Source organism: Nostoc sp. DSM 114161 (genome assembly GCF_052692665.1).
On the sequence record NZ_CP195141.1, the window covers coordinates 7607916 to 7624889 of the forward strand.

Annotated in this window: 24 protein-coding genes; 17 read left to right on the plus strand and 7 right to left on the minus strand. The window is 44.7% G+C overall.

The genetic code is table 11. From position 1 onward, the window contains the following. Positions 1-94 precede the first annotated feature (94 nt). Positions 95-472 carry a hypothetical protein gene (locus NSTC745_RS31785; RefSeq protein WP_445634578.1) on the plus strand — a complete coding sequence of 126 codons (378 nt, stop codon included), beginning with the start codon at positions 95-97 and terminating at the stop codon, positions 470-472. 11 nt (positions 473-483) lie between these two features. Here NSTC745_RS31785 and NSTC745_RS31790 read toward each other — a convergent pair whose 3' ends face one another. Genes NSTC745_RS31790 through NSTC745_RS31800 form a run of 3 tightly spaced genes read right to left on the minus strand, consistent with a single transcriptional unit; the run spans position 484 to position 2866 of the window. After that, positions 484-2178: a GIY-YIG nuclease family protein gene (locus NSTC745_RS31790; protein WP_445634579.1), complete on the minus strand. Its 1695-nt coding sequence runs from the start codon at positions 2176-2178 to the stop codon at positions 484-486. 40 nt (positions 2179-2218) lie between these two features. Further along, entirely contained in the window at positions 2219-2569 is a 351-nt protein-coding gene (locus tag NSTC745_RS31795) for a four helix bundle protein (RefSeq protein ID WP_445634580.1), read from the minus strand. A 51-nt stretch (positions 2570-2620) separates the two neighbouring features. Further along, entirely contained in the window at positions 2621-2866 is a 246-nt protein-coding gene (locus NSTC745_RS31800; protein WP_445634581.1) for a helix-turn-helix domain-containing protein, read from the minus strand. A gap of 165 nt (positions 2867-3031) precedes the next feature. Between NSTC745_RS31800 and NSTC745_RS31805 the strand changes: the two genes are divergently transcribed. From NSTC745_RS31805 to NSTC745_RS31880, 16 genes are all read left to right on the plus strand, one after another. Beyond that, positions 3032-3340 (plus strand): hypothetical protein, encoded by a 309-nt coding sequence (locus tag NSTC745_RS31805; protein WP_445634582.1) that lies wholly within the window; start codon positions 3032-3034, stop codon positions 3338-3340. Positions 3341-3412: 72 nt separating this feature from the next. After that, positions 3413-3643, plus strand: coding sequence for a hypothetical protein (locus tag NSTC745_RS31810; RefSeq protein ID WP_445634583.1), 231 nt, complete (start codon positions 3413-3415; stop codon positions 3641-3643). Beyond that, positions 3640-4425, plus strand: a complete 786-nt coding sequence (locus NSTC745_RS31815; RefSeq protein WP_445634584.1) for a BRO-N domain-containing protein — start codon at positions 3640-3642, stop codon at positions 4423-4425. The genes NSTC745_RS31810 and NSTC745_RS31815 overlap by 4 nt, the downstream gene beginning before the upstream one ends. A 27-nt stretch (positions 4426-4452) precedes the next feature. After that, positions 4453-4698: a hypothetical protein gene (locus NSTC745_RS31820; RefSeq protein WP_445634585.1), complete on the plus strand. Its 246-nt coding sequence runs from the start codon at positions 4453-4455 to the stop codon at positions 4696-4698. A 153-nt stretch (positions 4699-4851) separates the two neighbouring features. After that, entirely contained in the window at positions 4852-5082 is a 231-nt protein-coding gene (locus tag NSTC745_RS31825; RefSeq protein WP_445634586.1) for a hypothetical protein, read from the plus strand. Further along, positions 5063-5659 (plus strand): HNH endonuclease, encoded by a 597-nt coding sequence (locus tag NSTC745_RS31830; RefSeq protein ID WP_445634587.1) that lies wholly within the window; start codon positions 5063-5065, stop codon positions 5657-5659. The genes NSTC745_RS31825 and NSTC745_RS31830 overlap by 20 nt, the downstream gene beginning before the upstream one ends. Before the next feature lie 924 nt (positions 5660-6583). Further along, on the plus strand, positions 6584-6877 hold the full coding sequence (locus tag NSTC745_RS31835; protein ID WP_445634588.1) for a hypothetical protein: 294 nt from the start codon (positions 6584-6586) through the stop codon (positions 6875-6877). A gap of 68 nt (positions 6878-6945) precedes the next feature. Further along, positions 6946-7560, plus strand: coding sequence for a hypothetical protein (locus NSTC745_RS31840; RefSeq protein WP_445634589.1), 615 nt, complete (start codon positions 6946-6948; stop codon positions 7558-7560). 679 nt (positions 7561-8239) lie between these two features. Next, complete coding sequence (locus NSTC745_RS31845) at positions 8240-8977, plus strand: hypothetical protein (protein WP_445634590.1); 738 nt, start codon at positions 8240-8242, stop codon at positions 8975-8977. Between the two features lie 91 nt (positions 8978-9068). Continuing rightward, a complete protein-coding gene (locus tag NSTC745_RS31850) occupies positions 9069-10019 on the plus strand; it encodes a major capsid protein (RefSeq protein WP_445634591.1) in 951 nt (316 codons plus the stop codon). A gap of 158 nt (positions 10020-10177) precedes the next feature. Continuing rightward, entirely contained in the window at positions 10178-10591 is a 414-nt protein-coding gene (locus tag NSTC745_RS31855) for a hypothetical protein (protein WP_445634592.1), read from the plus strand. Next, a complete protein-coding gene (locus NSTC745_RS31860; protein ID WP_445634593.1) occupies positions 10582-10845 on the plus strand; it encodes a hypothetical protein in 264 nt (87 codons plus the stop codon). Before NSTC745_RS31855 ends, NSTC745_RS31860 begins: the two co-directional genes overlap by 10 nt. Beyond that, complete coding sequence (locus tag NSTC745_RS31865) at positions 10814-11911, plus strand: hypothetical protein (protein WP_445634594.1); 1098 nt, start codon at positions 10814-10816, stop codon at positions 11909-11911. Before NSTC745_RS31860 ends, NSTC745_RS31865 begins: the two co-directional genes overlap by 32 nt. Before the next feature lie 3 nt (positions 11912-11914). Beyond that, positions 11915-12472: a hypothetical protein gene (locus NSTC745_RS31870; protein WP_445634595.1), complete on the plus strand. Its 558-nt coding sequence runs from the start codon at positions 11915-11917 to the stop codon at positions 12470-12472. A 3-nt stretch (positions 12473-12475) separates the two neighbouring features. After that, positions 12476-12835 carry a hypothetical protein gene (locus NSTC745_RS31875; RefSeq protein WP_445634596.1) on the plus strand — a complete coding sequence of 120 codons (360 nt, stop codon included), beginning with the start codon at positions 12476-12478 and terminating at the stop codon, positions 12833-12835. Further along, positions 12835-13392 (plus strand): hypothetical protein, encoded by a 558-nt coding sequence (locus NSTC745_RS31880; protein WP_445634597.1) that lies wholly within the window; start codon positions 12835-12837, stop codon positions 13390-13392. Before NSTC745_RS31875 ends, NSTC745_RS31880 begins: the two co-directional genes overlap by 1 nt. Here the strand turns inward: NSTC745_RS31880 and NSTC745_RS31885 are convergent. The 4 genes from NSTC745_RS31885 to NSTC745_RS31900 form a co-directional block, all read right to left on the minus strand. Then, positions 13378-15705, minus strand: a complete 2328-nt coding sequence (locus NSTC745_RS31885; RefSeq protein ID WP_445634598.1) for a hypothetical protein — start codon at positions 15703-15705, stop codon at positions 13378-13380. The genes NSTC745_RS31880 and NSTC745_RS31885 overlap by 15 nt on opposite strands. Then, positions 15645-16028: a hypothetical protein gene (locus tag NSTC745_RS31890; protein WP_445634599.1), complete on the minus strand. Its 384-nt coding sequence runs from the start codon at positions 16026-16028 to the stop codon at positions 15645-15647. Before NSTC745_RS31890 ends, NSTC745_RS31885 begins: the two co-directional genes overlap by 61 nt. Before the next feature lie 83 nt (positions 16029-16111). Continuing rightward, positions 16112-16540 (minus strand): hypothetical protein, encoded by a 429-nt coding sequence (locus tag NSTC745_RS31895; RefSeq protein WP_445634600.1) that lies wholly within the window; start codon positions 16538-16540, stop codon positions 16112-16114. Next, positions 16537-16926 carry a hypothetical protein gene (locus tag NSTC745_RS31900; RefSeq protein ID WP_445634601.1) on the minus strand — a complete coding sequence of 130 codons (390 nt, stop codon included), beginning with the start codon at positions 16924-16926 and terminating at the stop codon, positions 16537-16539. The genes NSTC745_RS31895 and NSTC745_RS31900 overlap by 4 nt, the downstream gene beginning before the upstream one ends. Positions 16927-16974 lie beyond the last annotated feature (48 nt).

Consider the following 16974-nt stretch of genomic DNA (forward strand, 5'->3'; position numbering starts at 1 on the left):
CGCACTATTCAGGGTTATGAAAAATTTTTCAGCAAGCAATGATTTTTGCAGCGATTTTGGGAGCTATAAGCAGAGAGCCAAAATTCCCATACCAATGAAACTGATATTTTTAAGCACTGCTTTTGCTGGTTGTGTTCTCCTCACTAGTTGTTCGTCGCAGTCTCCGCAATCGCAATCTCCTTCAACTACCTCTACCCCCCTTGTTATCTCCACTCCAGCACCTACGCCCTCTCCTACTCAATTAACGGATGCTGAAAAACAGAATAGGGATAAGTTAGCCAAGGAACTAGATCGAATCGATCTTGAGTTCAGAGAGAGGCAAGAAAAACTAGACCAAGAACGTCGAGAAAACAAATTATGCAGAAGCCAAGAAGCACTGGCTGATTTCAGCCCCAACGACGACACAGAGCTAAGTGCTGAATGCAAAAAGCGATTAGCTGACTTGGATAAGGGAGCAAGTAAAACTCATTGATTGCGATGGCTCTATCTAGGAGATTCTATTTCATCTGCCCAATTCCAAAGCGTAAGCTGTTGAAAACTTCCATTGCCTTCTCCAATTTTTCCAAGCTTAGAGGAAACATTGGGCAAAACCCTGCTGTGCTTATTTTTGGGATTTACCCACACACAGTTTTCAGGGCAATAGGGAGAATTTGGATCGATTAACTTGAGGCGCAAACCATCTTGATAAGTTGGCCCCATATCTTCGTAGAAATTGGTGAAATCTTTCCATCGTTCGCAAATTGTAGAACCAGTGTAGTCTCTAGATTTTGGATTAGTCGCGCCATGAACGAGGTAGTCCCAGAGTTTATAAATTCGTGTCTTTGACAAACCGTGTGGCTTCTTGGCATTAATCCGACCTACGTAGATTCGTTTCTCAGCAGCCTCAATGTTAATATTTTCGCGCTTTGCTAATGCTTCTGCTGCTGCTTTAACAGACGGGTAAAGAATCGGAGCTCCAGGAAGTCTGGTAGGTTTACCAGGAGATCCACCAATTTCACCGCCCTTACTGACGTTGTAACCGTTGGGAGCTAAAGTATTTAACTTCTCGATCCATTCCCGTTCTTTGGCTCTAAGCTCTTTGGGACTACAAGCAGAATCAATAACTTCAATCGTGAAATTTTCTTTGCCAAATGAGGCGATCGCTTTATGCAAAAGAGAGGCATCTTTCCTGAGAACTTGTTCTAGATGACCTTTCCAGCGTTCGTCTAAGGTTGTTGTTGTCAGCCCTATGTATTGCTTGCCATCTATAAGATTGGCTATTAGGTAAACAACGCCATTGCTGTAACTTAATTTAGGGGGAGTAAATAAGGCTTCTTCTGGCTTCATTCCTTCGGCGATACGCCTTTTCACGGTTGTAGAACTCACTGGAGCGTTTAGCTGACGAACAGCATCTTCTATACCGTTGTAAGTTACGCCATTTACCTTAAAAGGATGCCGGGGGTTTGATTGTGCATCGTCAAAAGCTTGTTCTAGAGTCCAGCCAAGCTCTAATCGCTTAACTACAGTCCAGTAATCTTTATCTAATTCCTGACAGGCGTGTTTGATGCTGCGATACTTAACGCCTTTGTATTCAAAGCCAAACTGAGCTTCGGTTACATTTTCTTTGGCACAGTCAGGACATCTATGACCTCTAAGATGATTGCCAGGACTTTGTTCAAAACTTCCATGAGCAGTGCAAATGATAGTTACTTTGGTAGCTATGTTGATGTAATTTGCCTGACTGTAGTCGTATCTATCGCCATGTTTAGCACGGGCTTTTTGGATAAACTCTTCTTTTGTTAAAGTTTGCTTTTGGTTGAAACACTTAAGACACCCAGAGCCATTTATGTGGGCAATAGGGACTTGCTCAAAGTCACCGTGGATAGAGCAAGTGATTACAACCTTGATGTCTATTCGTGTATAAATAACCTTGTCATAGCCATAGCGATCGCCATGAGCTTGCCGAAATCTGGCAATGATATCTTCTTGGGTGTTTCGCGCTCGGTCATCAAAGCATTTGCGACAACCTACACCGCCAAGATGATGGCTAGGAGTAATTTTAAATTCGCCGTGTTCAGGGCAAATAACATTAACTTTAGTGCTGGAATTTAGGTAATTTACCAAGCCGTAATCATAGAAGCGATCGTGCTTTGCTTGGGCTTGTTGGATGAATTCATCCTGGGTTTTACGTTTTGGCATTGGAAGAGAAGGCAGAGGGCAGGAGGCAGAGGGCAGAAGGTTAAGACTTAATTTTGTTTAGGGTAGAAACTAAGATGCTTTGCATCTCTTCTACTTCCTTTAAGATTGCTTGAAACACTTGCCTTTCTTTAAACCCAACTTCGAGGGCAATTGTTAATTGCGTGTCTAACTCTCGCAAAGAGCCAAGTGCTATGTGAAGAAACTGGATGTATTCTCCTGTTGTTCTGCGCCCATATCCTTCAGCTATATTGCTTGGCACAGAAACCGAGGAACGCCTAATTTGACTTGTTAATCCGTATATTTCAGTTTTGGGAAAATCTTCAGTAAATCTATAACAATTGACTGATAACTGAACTGCTCTTTTCCAAATAAATTGATTTTTGTAGCTCATAAGTTTGAAGGTACAAGAAACGCAGGAGGCAGAAGGCAGAAGGCAGAAGGGTTAATCATCAAACTGCACGCCAAAATTTACACCTAGCACTTCTTCAATCTTGCGAAGCGTTTCTATAGGCAGACTTTTGGTGTCTTCGGATTCAATCCTGTACCAGTTGGCAGTGGTCATGCCAGCAGCAGCACATAAATCAGTAAGTGAGCGAGCGCTTGCTTCTCTTGCTTTCTTGATTCTTTTGCCTAAGTCAGGAACCTCTATTTCAATAACTTTTTTGACTTTCATTAATGAATTTTTCATAGCATCTATCCTCAACTGTCAATTATCGCTTGCGATACAGTATACTTCTATAAAGTCTAACTTGACAAGTCTAAATTATAACTTTATAGTTTAGATATAGAGAAAGCGCCCCGGTCTGGACAACTAAAGCGCCTCTCTATTCCAAAAACTATGGAGATCATGATTATGACATTTACAGCCTTCGATCCTCAAGTAGAAGGAAATTCCCTTCTGCCTTCTGCCTCCTGCCTTCTGCCTTCTCCTCGCGATCTCGCCCCACATTACGAAATTGACAGCGCCGAAGATGGTGATTTTGGCACTTTATACAGGCTGTGGAAAAGTTACATTTTCTTGGGTTCTTTTTACCAAAATTTATCTGGTAAATGGATCGCTCAACCCGCTAATAGTGATACCAGGGCAGAATGTGACACAGAATATCAAGCACAGTTAGTTATCTTGGCGATTCAAGGTTTAGTCGTTCCAGCAGCAGCATAAACACAACACTCATTACCTAGAGGCGCAACGCTCGCGCCTCTTTCTTGCTTTGTTAAAAAATGAGGTGAAAATATGTTGCAAGTTGGAAAATTGATAATTAACTTGAGCGCGATCGCCTACGTTGATTTAGAGGCGAAACAAAATTACATCACAAACAAAGAAGCTTCTGTTGGAGTCAGAATTTATCTGAATGCGCTCAATGGGCAAGGAAACCTAGAAAGCTTGTTTTTCAAAGGTGAGGAAGCTGAGTATTTGCGGAAGTATTTCACTTCCGTTGCATCTCTGTGTGGGGGTGTGGAATGAGCAGCCTAACAGTATTTGAATTTGAGTCTCACGAAGTTCGGTTTGTTGGCACAGCAGTTGACCCTTGGTGGGTAGCAGCAGATGTTTGTGCAGCTGTCGATGTCAAAAATCCGAGTCAGGCAATAGAGCGTTTGGACGATGATGAACGGGCTATGTTTAACATAGGTCGTCAAGGTGAAGCTTGGTGCATCAACGAGTCTGGTTTATACTCTCTCATCCTTACTAGTCGCAAAGCACAAGCAAAACGCTTTAAAAAATGGGTGACATCTGAAGTGTTACCAAGCATCCGCAAGACTGGCAAGTATGAACTACCACAAGCGGAACAATCCCCGACGCTACCCCCTACCCCAACTCCTCAAGAAATTTCAGATTTATTCGATTTAACCTTGGGCGGTGCGGGATTAGATCCGAAGTTGATAGCGGGGGTGAAACTGAATGCGATCGCATCTTACAACCCCGCTCTACTAGAAGCAGCAGAGATAGCAAAGTCAGCTTTAGCTATCCCAGTAGATGAAAGCTTGGTACGTCCAACACAGTTGGGCGAGAAATTAGAAGCCAAAACTGGACAAAAGTGGAGTGCTATTAGGGTTAACAAACTGCTTGTAGAGCAAGGCTTTCAAGTTTCCAATCCAGATGGTAAAAACCCCGCTTACCTCCCTACTGAAAAAGGCTCATCGTACAGCCAATTGGTACTAGACACTGCCAAGGGTAGAGATAAAACCGTTCAATCTTTGCAGTGGCATTTGTCGGTGTTAGAAGCTTTAGAAGCGAATGACCACTGACTGGATGAGGTGTTACCGAGAGAGTTTATGCCTACCTGGATTATGCAAGGCATGAGTCCGAAGGACATCAAAACTCTACTCAAGATTGACCGCCAAGAGGCTTTGCACAGGTTCCTGCGCGATTATTTCATCCCACTGCTAGAAGATCGCGGTTACTCATTGGGTGACCTAGCACAGGCAGCAGCAAGCTGGGCATTTGACCAAGATTTGAAAGCGATTGCCCATCACCTTTGGGATGCAGCCCACGAATTTTATTTCAACAACAGAGTTTAGCAATATGAAAAATTTTTCAAGAGCAATACTCGCTGCTCTAGTCCTTGTGCATTCTTTCCCCCCTCCTGCCTTCTGCCTTCTGCCCTCTGCCTTTCTTGCCGCCAACAAATGCACTCAAGACCACCCTTGCCGTTCTGTTCATAGGAGGGAGGGATGAGCCACTTGACCGAAGCTCTTGAGATTGCACTTCTAGAACAGAGGCACGATTGCGTTTGCAGTATTACTGCTCAGTTTGTCGAGTCTTTCAAACACCAAGGTTTTGGCTTTGATGAATTGGTTGATGGCTTGATGAATTATGCCTGGGCGAACACCGATTCGGCAGATGCAGTTTATTTCTTGTGCCAAGCAGCATTGGCTCTCAAGGATGACAAAACCGATGGATAGCCCAAAGAGTTTACGCATCCATAAAGCTCTATACCACCACCAAAAAGACCGCAAGCGTCCGCACCTAATTGCCAAATACGGCATGAGATGTTTTTGGTGTGGGTGCAATCTGACACCTAACAACATGACCATCGACCATTACATACCCCTTTCCAAAGGTGGCAGCAACAAGATTAAAAACTTGCGCCTAGCTTGTGCTAGCTGCAACAACTTTCGAGGTAACACGATGCCAGAAGAAACATTGAAAATTATCGAAACGGGCAAATTTCTCCGCATTCCCAGCCATTGGGAAAGTCCCAAATATCGTTTGGGGCAAATGGTGAAACTTGGGCGCATCATTGGTGTTGAGTACCAACTGCCAGCGACAAAAAGAGCTTATGACTTGGGCGAGGGATGGATTTACACCGTGCTTGTTGATGATGAAGAATATGAAACACAAAATGTCAAAGAGTCTGACATCGAACCAGTTTCATTAGAACAATTACAGGCTGAAATCGAACGCCAGCAAACCCTTGTTGCGCTACATCAAAAAAACTTAGCAGTTTTACTCAAGCAGTTAGATGAGGCACAAGCATGATTGATTCAGAGCAAAAGGTTTCAATCCGCACTGCCCTACGGGATTCTAAGAGAGAAGGGCTAATCAATTTCATGGAAGATTTGATTGAACTGCTGCATCAAGAGGGCTACTCATTCCAAGACTTACTGGAGGCGCTTGCAGGCTGGGGGTATCGTCAAAAGTCGCCTCCTGATGAGGTGATTAGGCACTTGGAGGATGCAGTGTCACAGCTGCACGAGATGACGACAAACCGAAGTAAGAATTAAGGACACCAAAAACCACCCAACGACTAGGTGGTTTTTCTTTTCTTCTTATCCCTTATATTCCCAGACCCAAATGTAAAGCATGACAATCTCAAGTAAGACAATTTACTGTTGAGTTAGTTTTGCACCAAATTGGTGTTTTAAATATACCATTTTTACATTTTTAGTGTAGACTTAAAGTGTAAACCTGATTAAGGGCAATACATGATGCGACTTAATCAATTGATTCATAGAGGATTGATTTATAAAGCTATGCTTTCAAAATCGTTAGAAACCTTATCTGTCACTGAATTGGAATCGACCTTACTTTCTTCATCTATGCTTGTAGCACTGCTTTTAGGAATATCAAGAGCGATTACTTCGCTTAGATCCTTAGATAGTAGTGTCAGTTTTTTAAGGGACAGATACTTCAATCTACAAAAAACTCGACTTGTAAGTGCAACAGCTTACAAGACCTTTCGGTTAAGACATCTATTCGTTGAGCCAACAGAAAGGCAAAAAAGCAGAGGGGCAAACAGAATCGTCCACCACTTAAGACTCTTCCGCTCCTTTGCTCCTCCGCTCCTTTACTCAATGGCTGACCTCACTCACATACAAGTAAATAAATCTGTCCTCTCTGATCCGAACTGTATTGCAATAGCTTAGACAATGGCTAACACTAATTTGAGTTTTGAGGTAATTTATGAAGTCTAAAAACATCACCAATGATTTAGATACAGGACAAAGTCCCGCTTCAGATGGACTCTCCAATGAACAAGCTTCCAACGCTTCCAGTGTAAAACGTATGTCCATCAGTTTATCTGGGGACATTGCTCGTATGCTAGAATTCCTTGCTGAATCTCAAGGCATCTCTCAAAATGAAGCTCTCCGTAAAGCAATTGCGACGGAAGCATATTTGCTACAGGAAAGACAGCAAGGAACTAAAGTGCTACTTCAAAAACCTGATAAAGAAATTCGGGAGGTGTTATTTAGATAAGTGAAGCATTGACTGAAGCGTTGGAAGAATCTCTCGTTGTTCGCCAACTTATTTTAGGGATTCTGCTTATGTCAGGCTTAGACTCTAACTCGGTTAACTCGTCCACCGCTTCTAATAGCGAAATACAACAAACTTCTAATAGCGAAACACAACAAGCTTCTAATAGCCAAACACAACAAGCTTCTAATAGCCAAACACAACAAGCTTCTAATAGCAAAACACAACAAGCTTCTAATAGCCAAACACAACAAGCTTCTAATAGCCAAACACAACAAGGAGCATCAACTCTTACTGGCACAAAACCAGTTGCCAACCTACATGCTCAACTCAACCTCTCTGACTGCATCACGTCTGTTCCCATCAGTCAGAAAATCGCTGAAGAGATTGCAGCTTCAGCTGCCAAACAAAGAGCTAAATCTGCTGAACAAAGGGAGACAACACGCACTAAAATAGCTAAATCTGCTGGACAAAGGGAGACAACACGCACTAAGTTAGCAATATTACTAACAAAATTTTTCGGCTTGTCTGTGGGTACAATTTTGCTATCAATACTATTTACAACTTTCACCCCTAATGCTGACAAAACTACTATCAAAGACCTGATTTCACAAATTATCCCCCCCCAGGTCACGTTACTTAGTTTCGCTTTAGGTTTTTACTTTGGGAGCAACAAAGAAAACTAGATATATTGCTCTCTACTGAGGATAGCTTGTAAAGAAGAACCAAAAGCTCAGATACCATATCTGAGCTTTTTATTTTTCTGAGATGGAATCCTGTTTGTGTAACGTTACACAAGCAGATTTCCCAAAGGTAAACAAGTTCTTGATTTAAACCTGAAACAACAAGCAGCCCAGCTAGAACAAGAGAAGTACGCAACCGGGTACAGCAAGCTCAGAGCAAGGCTGGTGTTGCCCAGGCTCAGGCTGATTTAGCCAAAGTTCAAGCTGACCCTAACGCTACACCTGAAGCCATCCAAGTGGCTCAACTGAATTTACAAGCTAAAGCAGAAGAAGCGATCGCTTTACAATATTCAGGTTTGCAACCCAACACTAAAACAACGAGTCATAAATGCCGTTAAAGAAGGTGGCTTGGCTGCATTTGAGAAAGCGATTGATAACCCAGCAGGTGCTTTTATTGTTGCCGCAATCAAAGGCTGGCAGGAAGTCGAAGCAGAAGATTAAACTGCTTGCGCCCTCCCCATCTACCCACAGTCATTTAGAACACCACCCAGTTGAGTGGTGTTTTGATTTGGGGATAATCGCTTTTTCTCTATAGCTTTATATTCCCAGAACAACCCCGAAACCTTATATTGAAATACCAACCGGGAAACCTGGAGGCGACGTAAAAGCGTGATGCTTAACTATGCCTCCAGAATTAGATCCGACAAATCCCACAACCGAACCTAAGCAATACACTGACGAAGAAATTAGCAAAATCCTAGCTACAGTTAAAGCTACTCGCACAGAACGAGACGATGCAGCGAAAAAGGCTAAAGATTTAGAAACCAAAGTAGCTGAACTCTCTGGACAAATAGAGACAATTAAAGGCATTGACCCTGAAAAATACAAGGATCTTGAGAGAAGGGCTAAGGCTTACGAAGAAAGCGAACTTGAAAAAAATCGCAAATTTGAAGAACTAAAAACTCTGTGGACGAGCGAAAAAACGACTCTACAGCAGCAAATTCAACAGATGCAAGATAGCCTTAAGCAAAACCAGATAATCAACGCCCTAGAAAAAAGCTTCTACGCGACCGGGGGCAAGGCTGGTAAAGACGAGGATGGTTACTCATACTTTGATTTGATACGCGATCGCGCCGCAGAATACATCGTCCTGGACGAACAGGGCAAAATTAATGTCATTGACCCTCGCCATAAAACCCCACTTAAAGACACCAAGGGCGTGAGCTTTACTGTCGATGATTTGATGCTCAAGCTCAGAGGTGGCGGGCCCACAGCTGCATTGTTCGATCCGATTGGCAACGGCGCTGGTGGGGGAATGACGCGATCGCATGGCACGCAAAATGCCGCGATGTTGCGAGAGCAGATAAACAAACTACCTCGCGCTGAAAGGTTGACTAAGGCACGGGAATTAAAAATTTAGCAGACAAAAATTTTCTTTCAGGAGCAGTGTGAGACTGCCTCATAAGCAATCTTTTGGCGTGATGCCATAAGGGCGCAAGCAAACCCTATCTTTGACATCACGAATTATGCCAATGACGCTTTTGGAGGCAGCGAAACTCGCCCCCTCCATTGAAACTGCAACAATCATTGAAGAATACGCCGCACAATCAGACATTCTGCGCGTTATCCCCATTGAAGATCACGAAGGATCGGGCATCCATTACAACCGTGAAGATCAGCTACCAGGCGTAGGTTTCCGAGGCGTGAATGAGGGATATACCGAGTCTGTAGGTGTGGTCAATCCCCAGTCCGAGGCTTTCAAACTCGCCGGTGGTGACTTGGACGTAGACACCAGCATAATTGACGCTCAAGGCGAAAGCGTTCGCTCAGAACACGAATTGATGAAGGTAAAAGCCCTGTCCTTGATGTGGACAAGGAATTTTATCAAAGGTGATTCCCGCGTTAATGGTCGTGTATTTGATGGCTTGCAAGTGCGGCTCACTGGCTCTCAGCTAGTAAGCAATGCCGCTGCCGGGGCTGGGCTTTCGCTTTTGAGGCTAGATGAAGCCATTGACTTGGTTGATGAACCCACGCACTTGATTATGAGCAAAGCCCAACGTCGTAGGCTGACAGCTGCGGCTCGTGCTGGCATTGGTGGCGATATTCGCTACGACCAAGACGAATTAGGCAAGCAAATTGCCTACTACAACGACCTGCCAATTCTCATTGCCGATTACGACAACCTTGGCAATCAAATTCTAGACTTCACCGAAACTTCTCCAGACGGAACTTCTAGTACTGCCTGCACCAGTATTTATGTCGTTAGCTTCATGTCCAAAAAGCTGGTTGGCATTCAAGGTAAGTGTCAAGGTAAGTTCGGTATCTCTGTTAGGGACTTGGGCGAACTGGAAACCAAGCCGGTATTTAGAACTCGCGTTGAGTGGCGGACTGCGATCGCTTGCTACCACGGACGAGCAGCTGCACGCTTGGCAGGAATAACCGACGCAGCGGCCACAACTTAGGTCAGTTATCAGCGGAGCCGGAGCCACTCCGCCTCCGGTAAACAGTCAACAGTTATCAAGGGAATATGAAAAATTTTTCAACTACCCCATGACAACTGCTAACTGACAACTGATAACTGATAACTGATAACTGATAACTGACAACTGATAACTGAACTATGCCACGCTCAACTATTGCCAATCGTCGGGCTATTCAATTTGATAAAGCCCTTGAACTGCGCGATTACGCCGCCGCTGCCATCTCTGCTTCCACCACTGAGACTGCGATCGCTTTCCCAGCTACCAAGCTCAAAGCCTATAAATGCGTAGTAGACGTGGCCGCCTACACTGGCTATGTCGCTAGCAGCGCTCAATGGGATATCACCGTTGAAGCCTCCACAACAAGCGGTGGGACTTATAAAACTGTGGGCACATTTACTGCTCTGGGCGCTCAAAATCGCTTTGATGTGCCGCTATCCGGCGAGTGGGTAGATGATATAGTTGCGGACGCTGCCTATATCCGCGTCAAGGCAGTGAAAACTGGCTCTCCCGGAAACCTCACCTATGGAGCATTCTTGGCGCCATGCTGCTAAACCAAGACCCAGTAACTTTATACGGGCCCAACGGAGGCTCTAAATCCATTCCTGCTGTTGACGCGCCTGGATGGTTGGCTGCGGGTTGGACTTTAGAAGAGAGCAGGGAGGCAGGGGGGCAGGGAGCAGAGGAGAATAACTCACCAGTCAGCAGCCCCCAGTCCCCAATCCCCAATCCCTCAAGACAACGCAAGAAACCACTAGCAGCAATACCAGAAGACGATGGCGACGGAAACACCTTACCGGAAAGTTAATGTCGTCGATGGCAACGGCGATTTAGTCTCTTTTGGCGGTGGCAGTGGCGGCGGTGGCGATGCCTCTGCCACTAATCAACAAACCGAGATTACAAGGCTAACTGAAATACGCGATCGCTTGCCCAGTGTCGCAGCTTCAGAAACAACCCTCCAGCAAGTTAGGGATGCCATTAAAGCTCAAATCGATATCGCCTCCACCATTTGGACGGATAACAGCGGTGCGTTTTATGTTAGGCGAGATCTGGTCAACGAGGGGACGGGGACAATCACTGTTTCATTCACAGACCCTTCGGGCAGTGCGGCGACGCCAGGGGCGGGACTAAGGCCCTTAGCCACGACCGACAAAGACACGATAACTGACTTTTACGACGTACTTACAGGCGGCACTGGCTACTCAGTTGGCGATCTGTTGGCTAGGGTTGCGATCTTAGATGCAAACAGTGGCACGCCTGCTGCTACTTTTATTTGGCTCAATCTAACGGCGGGCACAATCCTTAGCTCTGCGCCGACATCGGCAAATATCGAAAGAGCCAATGAGAGCATAGGTGCTAGGCAAATAGGGACGTGGAATTTTAACTTGCCAGCAGGAGCGGCTTCTCAATCTGATATTCAAGAGGTACGCGATCGCATTGGCAACAGCGCTGTTTCTGGCGCGACGATGCCAACTGGTGGCGTGGGCTTATTTGGATGGTTGAGCGCCATTTACCTTTTCTTGACCCAGAGAATGCCCGCTTTGATTAGCGGACGCATCCCAGTTGACGTACAGTCGTCGATTGTGACGGCGATCGCCCCCTCTTTCACATCCCTGACACTTACAAGCGCCAACACTGAATATTTTTTCGCCTTTACTTCAGTAAAAAAATACGCTTTCAAAGTTTTATCAGGCGGTGGAGGTTTGCGATTTACCAACGTCACGAATAAGGTCGCGGGCCCCACCTTGCCTTACTACACCCTCGATAGCACTGCCGAGGAAGTGCAAGATTTTGGAAATTGCACTTTCACGGGCACATTGTATTTTGCTAGCTCCACGCCTGGAACCACTGTGTTGATTCAGTACTGGGGCTAGGCAATGCAAAGAAACCTAATTTACCCAAATTCTCACCCAGGATATAGAAGCGGAATTTATTACGTCACCGATCCTTACATTATTTCCAGCAGTTCTAGCTCAAATATTCCGAACAACACTCTTTGTTACATTCCTCTGTTCGTTCCTCAACCGATATCAATTGACAGGATAGGAATTTTTGTAGGCACTGGACTCACAGGATCTTTATGTAGATTGGGATTGTATAGCAATAGCGATGGACTGCCAAAAAATCTAATTTTTGATTCAGGAGATATATCGTGTGCAACTGCCGGATTTAAAGAAGCAGTTGTTTCGGCATTTCTTGTGCCTAATTATTACTGGATTGGAGCGAATAGTTCGGTAGCATCGCCTTCTCTTTATTCTGTCTCGGCACGATTGGGCAATAAATTTTTCATAGGAGAAACTGCTCCAAGCGTGTCCAATTCAGTTGCGATGCTACAACAATCCTCAGTTACATATGGTGCAATGCCTACCATTGCGCCAATATCTTCTTTGAGCTATGGCAATATTCCGCCTGTCTTCTGGTTTAGGGCAGGATAAAACATGAAAATTCAAACTTTTGAAAATGGGGTTGTAGTCGGAGAAACGGAAGTTGATGATTTCATCGCGCCAAATTGGAGCGCTGCCAAAATCGCTTTTTTATCTGATGCTGGATACCAAAGAATTACCCTACAGACGACCAAAATACTTGCAGTAACTAGGCTAGAAACTGCTGTAGTTGATTATGCTGGTGGTATGGAGCCGACTTACCCTTTATTTAAAAATTTTTGGGATGCCATCATTGCAGGTTTAGCTATTCCTCCAACTATTCAAGAAATAAATAACTGGAAAGCGATCGCCACAAATACCAATATGAAATTCACCTTCGCCGCAGATGGCACGATGATTTTATTGGGGGATTGATGCAAAGAGCAACTTCATCGCTGCCAAATGGCAAATCCTATACAATATCTACAATCGAACCAAATCCGAAAGCAGATTATTGGGACGAACCAGACGCCAATGGCAGAATTTCTCAATGGGAGTGGAGTGGCAGCAATTGGATAAGTAGAGAAAGGTTTCGCGCCACAGTAGATTTATATACAGGACAAACAATATCAGTATTAGGTGCTATTATTGGGCTTTTAACTAATAACAGCACCGATATTTCTTTTAGCACGGGAAACGTTAATCATTTATATTTAGTTAAATTAAATGTGGGATTTAGTAGCACGGGAAATTTGTCAGCAAGTAATTATTGGAGATTGAATTTTAAAAGTGCTGGCTCGATTGTGCAAACACTAAACGTACAGTCAGGAAATAATGGAGAAATCACCGGAGATGTGCGTAAATCTGGAACGGAAATAAATCAAATTTACGCACACAATGGTAGATACCAACTAAACTTAATTCAAGTTGGATCGCCACCAAATATTAGCAATCCAGTGGCGATGATTGAATACAGGTTAGCTAGGCCCTAGAAACTCCAACGCCTCTTGATGGCTCATGCCACGCCCTCGTAATTGGCGATAAGCAAATTTCAATTTTTCAGGTACTTCATTCTTAAGGGTAGGACTAGATATCAAGATTTCAGGCAATTGAATTTTCGCAATTATTTCGAGAGTCATTTTTTTGGATTCATCCTCACTTATACCTGAATCTATAGATTCACAGTAGGTGATGAATTGCGGGAGGAGCGAATCAATTAATCGCTCTTCAAAGGCGATGTTACTTTTAGCTGATTCAATAGTTTTTTTGATCTCTTTCGTCTGCTTGGGTTGAGCTTCTAAGTCCTGAATGCGCCAATTTTGCTGAAAAATTCGCTCTTGACAGATGCGGATTTGTTGGTCAATAGCAAGGACATCGCAGCGGATGCAGTCTCTTTGAGCATCTTCGGTTGGTGGTTTGGTGCATGGGTGTAACCCAAATCTAGAGCGCCAGAAGGGATCGGGGAGCGATTCTTCTTTTGCTCTTTCAACCAAAAGTAGCTGGTCAAAGCGGACTTTCCCAGAAGTTCCATTCGCCCACTCTATATGGGCAAAGTTTTTTTCAACCCTTTCAATAACGCCTCGCCTGCCTCTGCCAGCAGGCCAAGCAGGCGCGACTTTATCGCCTTTTTTGAACTCAGTCATAGATGAAGGCTGTTCGTCGTTCTGGTTCGTAGAAAATTTTTCAGGAGTGCTAGCGATGCCTTCAGTAGCCTTTGGTTTATCGCTCGATAGGGCTTCGCGCTGTTCCCACTTCTCCCAAGCCCGATCGAATTCTTCAACAGTGTCAAAACCATCAGGTTCTGGGGGTTCATCGGTATTGTCAAAAAAGATAGTGGCTTGCCCCGAAGCTTCAATTTGGTGTGGCACTTCTCCAAAGTCATTCGGGTTCCATCGGTCATTTTCAATAACACGCTTGAATCTCCTGAAAAATTCAATAGAGACTTGATATGTTTCGTCAGGGCCATGCTTCCATTTGATTTGATATGGTTTTTTCCCCTTAGAAATCGCCCTCACCTCGAACTCTTGAGTCACGCCGGGATTGAGAGCGAATTTATCACCCACCGCGATCGCTGGAGCCAACAGATCGTCTTGACAGGCACAATCCGGTTTTTCATCCCAAATCACCCACCAGCCGCCAGTATATGGATGCCAGCGAGCAATGACACCATTCCCCCAGCTTGCTCTTTTGACCCTCAAGCCTTCCCAGAGATTGCGGGAGTGTAGGTTTGTCGGGCAAGCAGTAAAAGTTTTGTCGTCATCGTCTATCAATTGGGCAAGCTCTTCTTGTGCGCCGACGAACTTACCAAAGCGGTTAGATGTGGCATCCCAATACCTGCACCCATTCTTGAGTCTGGAGAGAGCCTGTTGACGTTGTTCCGATAGAATTTCTTCGCCTCTGGTTTTTGGTTTTGATTCTTCGTCAGATGACTTTTGTTCCAAGAATTTGTTTACTAATTCCTGGGGAGCGATCGCAAACCTGGCAATAGTTTTATCATCTCGCTCCCAGTTGTAAGTTAAACCTTTGCCGGATGCTGGCACAGGAGCTTCACCAAAGCCCAGCCAATCGACGACAAAGCCAAACCCTAAATTATCAATGACTTTCGCAAGTGACCCCTGTTGGTCAACAATATAAACTCCTGGCTTGGTGTTATCCTTGACTACCTCAATCTTCTTGGGCGATAGCGCAGGGGTAGCGAGTCCAGGAGCGTCTGAAATTCTTTTTACCAAACTAATAGGCCAATCAAATGGCTCACCGCCGACGCTGAGAGCAAGCCTCGTGTCTCGAACGCCGCATACTTCGGCGCACTCTCCTTTCATAGCTAGTTTGGCATCGGGGTTTTTAGCTTTGGTATTTATATCCCCAAATTTTACATCGCAAAGAAATTCGACGCGATCGCCAATTTTGATCTGCTCTGGCTGTCCGAGATTGGGTGCGGTGGTAGTAGCCATAGGGTTAATCACGGGAAGCTTCCATCCTTTATGCAATGCGCTTGTCTTTGCCAAAACATTCATCAGACAGCCGCGAGATAAACCATGCTGTTCGGCAAAGGCTTTCAAGTTGCTGCCTTCAACAATTTCGCCAGTAGGTGAGAGGAGCGTAAATTTTCTGTGTTTGCGATCGCTTGGCACAATTGGTTGTCCATCTGGACTGCAATGTCGCCAGCCTTTGTGCGTACCCCTAACGCATCTAGAAATTCGGGATAGCGCGATCGGACACAAGTCGTGTTGACGAGCAAATTCACTCAAGCTGGTTGTGGTGTGAACTTCTCCGGATGGTGATACGAAGTAGTAAGTCGGGGGCACAGGTAATTTCCTGCCGCCAACAGCTTTTGTCCATCCTTTGTAACTGTGTAGCCTGCCATTAAGAACACCACGAAGCGCGGATTCACACAATCCGTGTTCTTGAGCAAACCTACGAATCCTTTACCTACAAAAACTTCTCCCCTCGGCGAAACAAAGTCATAATCGCGATTATGAAAGTTATCAAAATCCCCTTTCTTGTTTCGCCCTCCCTTTGGCTTGCAAAGTCTCTGTTTGATATCCCAAGGTATTGGCTGACCTTTTTGGGGTTTCCACCTCAGAGCAAATAGGGAGATTTGCTTTGGCGGTTCACAGGTAGTGGTCATCCCCAATCCTCCCAGTTTGCTTCAATCCTTCTGTCGCTATAAGAATTAATTGACATTTTTACTCTCCTTTCATCGATTCACTCTTAAAAAGGGATATCTTCTGTCGATATTTCGCACTGAGCATATTCTTGGTCGATCGCTTTTCTTAACTCTTCAAATCGAGCAAAATGTTCTTTTCTCACGTAGGCACAATACCTGCGGTTGAGCTTGTAATAAGCTTCTTTCCACTGCTCAAACTGGATAAGTTTGGCTGCGTAATAGAGCAAGAAATCACAGTTATTCAACCGTTCAAAGCCGTATTCGGGTTTTGTCCAATCGTCGCGTTTGCCGTTGTTCAAATAAATTGCTGGCAAATCCCCCAGGATAAAGATTTCATACAAATCCCATGCCTCCGTCCACCGATAACAGGTTTCTGAGTTGATGCATTCATCGTAGCGATCGGTTTCGTCTGGGCATTCCCAGCCAAGGGGACAAGTATTTATTTCTTTTGATTCTTCAATGCAGCGTATCATGCTACCTCCTCTACTACCTCACACTTGAGAGGATGCTGGCAAACAACTTTTAACCAAGACTCTTGCTCGATCCAGGTTTCTTCGTCCTCTTCATCTCGAAGCAGGATATCAGAGTCAATTAATTCCTCGTAAAGTCCGCCCAAGGCGTGACAGCAATCGGTTTTCTTCGTGAAGCGATCGCTTAAACGAGAACAATCAAGACACATTTTGTAAGCAGACCATTCACCATCCCAGCAGCCACGTAGATGCTTGTAAGTCTCCCCTGCCTTTATCGGGTGGCAACACTCACAGCAGGAAATATCTTTCTCGGCTTTAACCTCGTTTTCTTCCCACAACTCCTCCCCTTCTTCATCCCAGTCAGGGCGTTGGATGTCACAATCACACATTTGCTGCCTCCAATTGCTTTAAATCGATCTCGATATCAAAAAGTCCTT

What these genes read in the sequence shown, in the direction of transcription:
- NSTC745_RS31785 (WP_445634578.1), top strand. Translation starts at nt 95, where the DNA reads ATGAAACTGATATTTTTAAGCACTGCTTTTGCTGGTTGTGTTCTCCTC.
- NSTC745_RS31790 (WP_445634579.1), bottom strand. Translation starts at nt 2,178, where the DNA reads ATGCCAAAACGTAAAACCCAGGATGAATTCATCCAACAAGCCCAAGCA.
- NSTC745_RS31795 (WP_445634580.1), bottom strand. Translation starts at nt 2,569, where the DNA reads ATGAGCTACAAAAATCAATTTATTTGGAAAAGAGCAGTTCAGTTATCA.
- NSTC745_RS31800 (WP_445634581.1), bottom strand. Translation starts at nt 2,866, where the DNA reads ATGAAAAATTCATTAATGAAAGTCAAAAAAGTTATTGAAATAGAGGTT.
- NSTC745_RS31805 (WP_445634582.1), top strand. Translation starts at nt 3,032, where the DNA reads ATGACATTTACAGCCTTCGATCCTCAAGTAGAAGGAAATTCCCTTCTG.
- NSTC745_RS31810 (WP_445634583.1), top strand. Translation starts at nt 3,413, where the DNA reads ATGTTGCAAGTTGGAAAATTGATAATTAACTTGAGCGCGATCGCCTAC.
- NSTC745_RS31815 (WP_445634584.1), top strand. Translation starts at nt 3,640, where the DNA reads ATGAGCAGCCTAACAGTATTTGAATTTGAGTCTCACGAAGTTCGGTTT.
- NSTC745_RS31820 (WP_445634585.1), top strand. Translation starts at nt 4,453, where the DNA reads ATGCCTACCTGGATTATGCAAGGCATGAGTCCGAAGGACATCAAAACT.
- NSTC745_RS31825 (WP_445634586.1), top strand. Translation starts at nt 4,852, where the DNA reads ATGAGCCACTTGACCGAAGCTCTTGAGATTGCACTTCTAGAACAGAGG.
- NSTC745_RS31830 (WP_445634587.1), top strand. Translation starts at nt 5,063, where the DNA reads ATGACAAAACCGATGGATAGCCCAAAGAGTTTACGCATCCATAAAGCT.
- NSTC745_RS31835 (WP_445634588.1), top strand. Translation starts at nt 6,584, where the DNA reads ATGAAGTCTAAAAACATCACCAATGATTTAGATACAGGACAAAGTCCC.
- NSTC745_RS31840 (WP_445634589.1), top strand. Translation starts at nt 6,946, where the DNA reads ATGTCAGGCTTAGACTCTAACTCGGTTAACTCGTCCACCGCTTCTAAT.
- NSTC745_RS31845 (WP_445634590.1), top strand. Translation starts at nt 8,240, where the DNA reads ATGCCTCCAGAATTAGATCCGACAAATCCCACAACCGAACCTAAGCAA.
- NSTC745_RS31855 (WP_445634592.1), top strand. Translation starts at nt 10,178, where the DNA reads ATGCCACGCTCAACTATTGCCAATCGTCGGGCTATTCAATTTGATAAA.
- NSTC745_RS31860 (WP_445634593.1), top strand. Translation starts at nt 10,582, where the DNA reads ATGCTGCTAAACCAAGACCCAGTAACTTTATACGGGCCCAACGGAGGC.
- NSTC745_RS31865 (WP_445634594.1), top strand. Translation starts at nt 10,814, where the DNA reads ATGGCGACGGAAACACCTTACCGGAAAGTTAATGTCGTCGATGGCAAC.
- NSTC745_RS31870 (WP_445634595.1), top strand. Translation starts at nt 11,915, where the DNA reads ATGCAAAGAAACCTAATTTACCCAAATTCTCACCCAGGATATAGAAGC.
- NSTC745_RS31875 (WP_445634596.1), top strand. Translation starts at nt 12,476, where the DNA reads ATGAAAATTCAAACTTTTGAAAATGGGGTTGTAGTCGGAGAAACGGAA.
- NSTC745_RS31880 (WP_445634597.1), top strand. Translation starts at nt 12,835, where the DNA reads ATGCAAAGAGCAACTTCATCGCTGCCAAATGGCAAATCCTATACAATA.
- NSTC745_RS31890 (WP_445634599.1), bottom strand. Translation starts at nt 16,028, where the DNA reads ATGACCACTACCTGTGAACCGCCAAAGCAAATCTCCCTATTTGCTCTG.
- NSTC745_RS31895 (WP_445634600.1), bottom strand. Translation starts at nt 16,540, where the DNA reads ATGATACGCTGCATTGAAGAATCAAAAGAAATAAATACTTGTCCCCTT.
- NSTC745_RS31900 (WP_445634601.1), bottom strand. Translation starts at nt 16,926, where the DNA reads ATGTGTGATTGTGACATCCAACGCCCTGACTGGGATGAAGAAGGGGAG.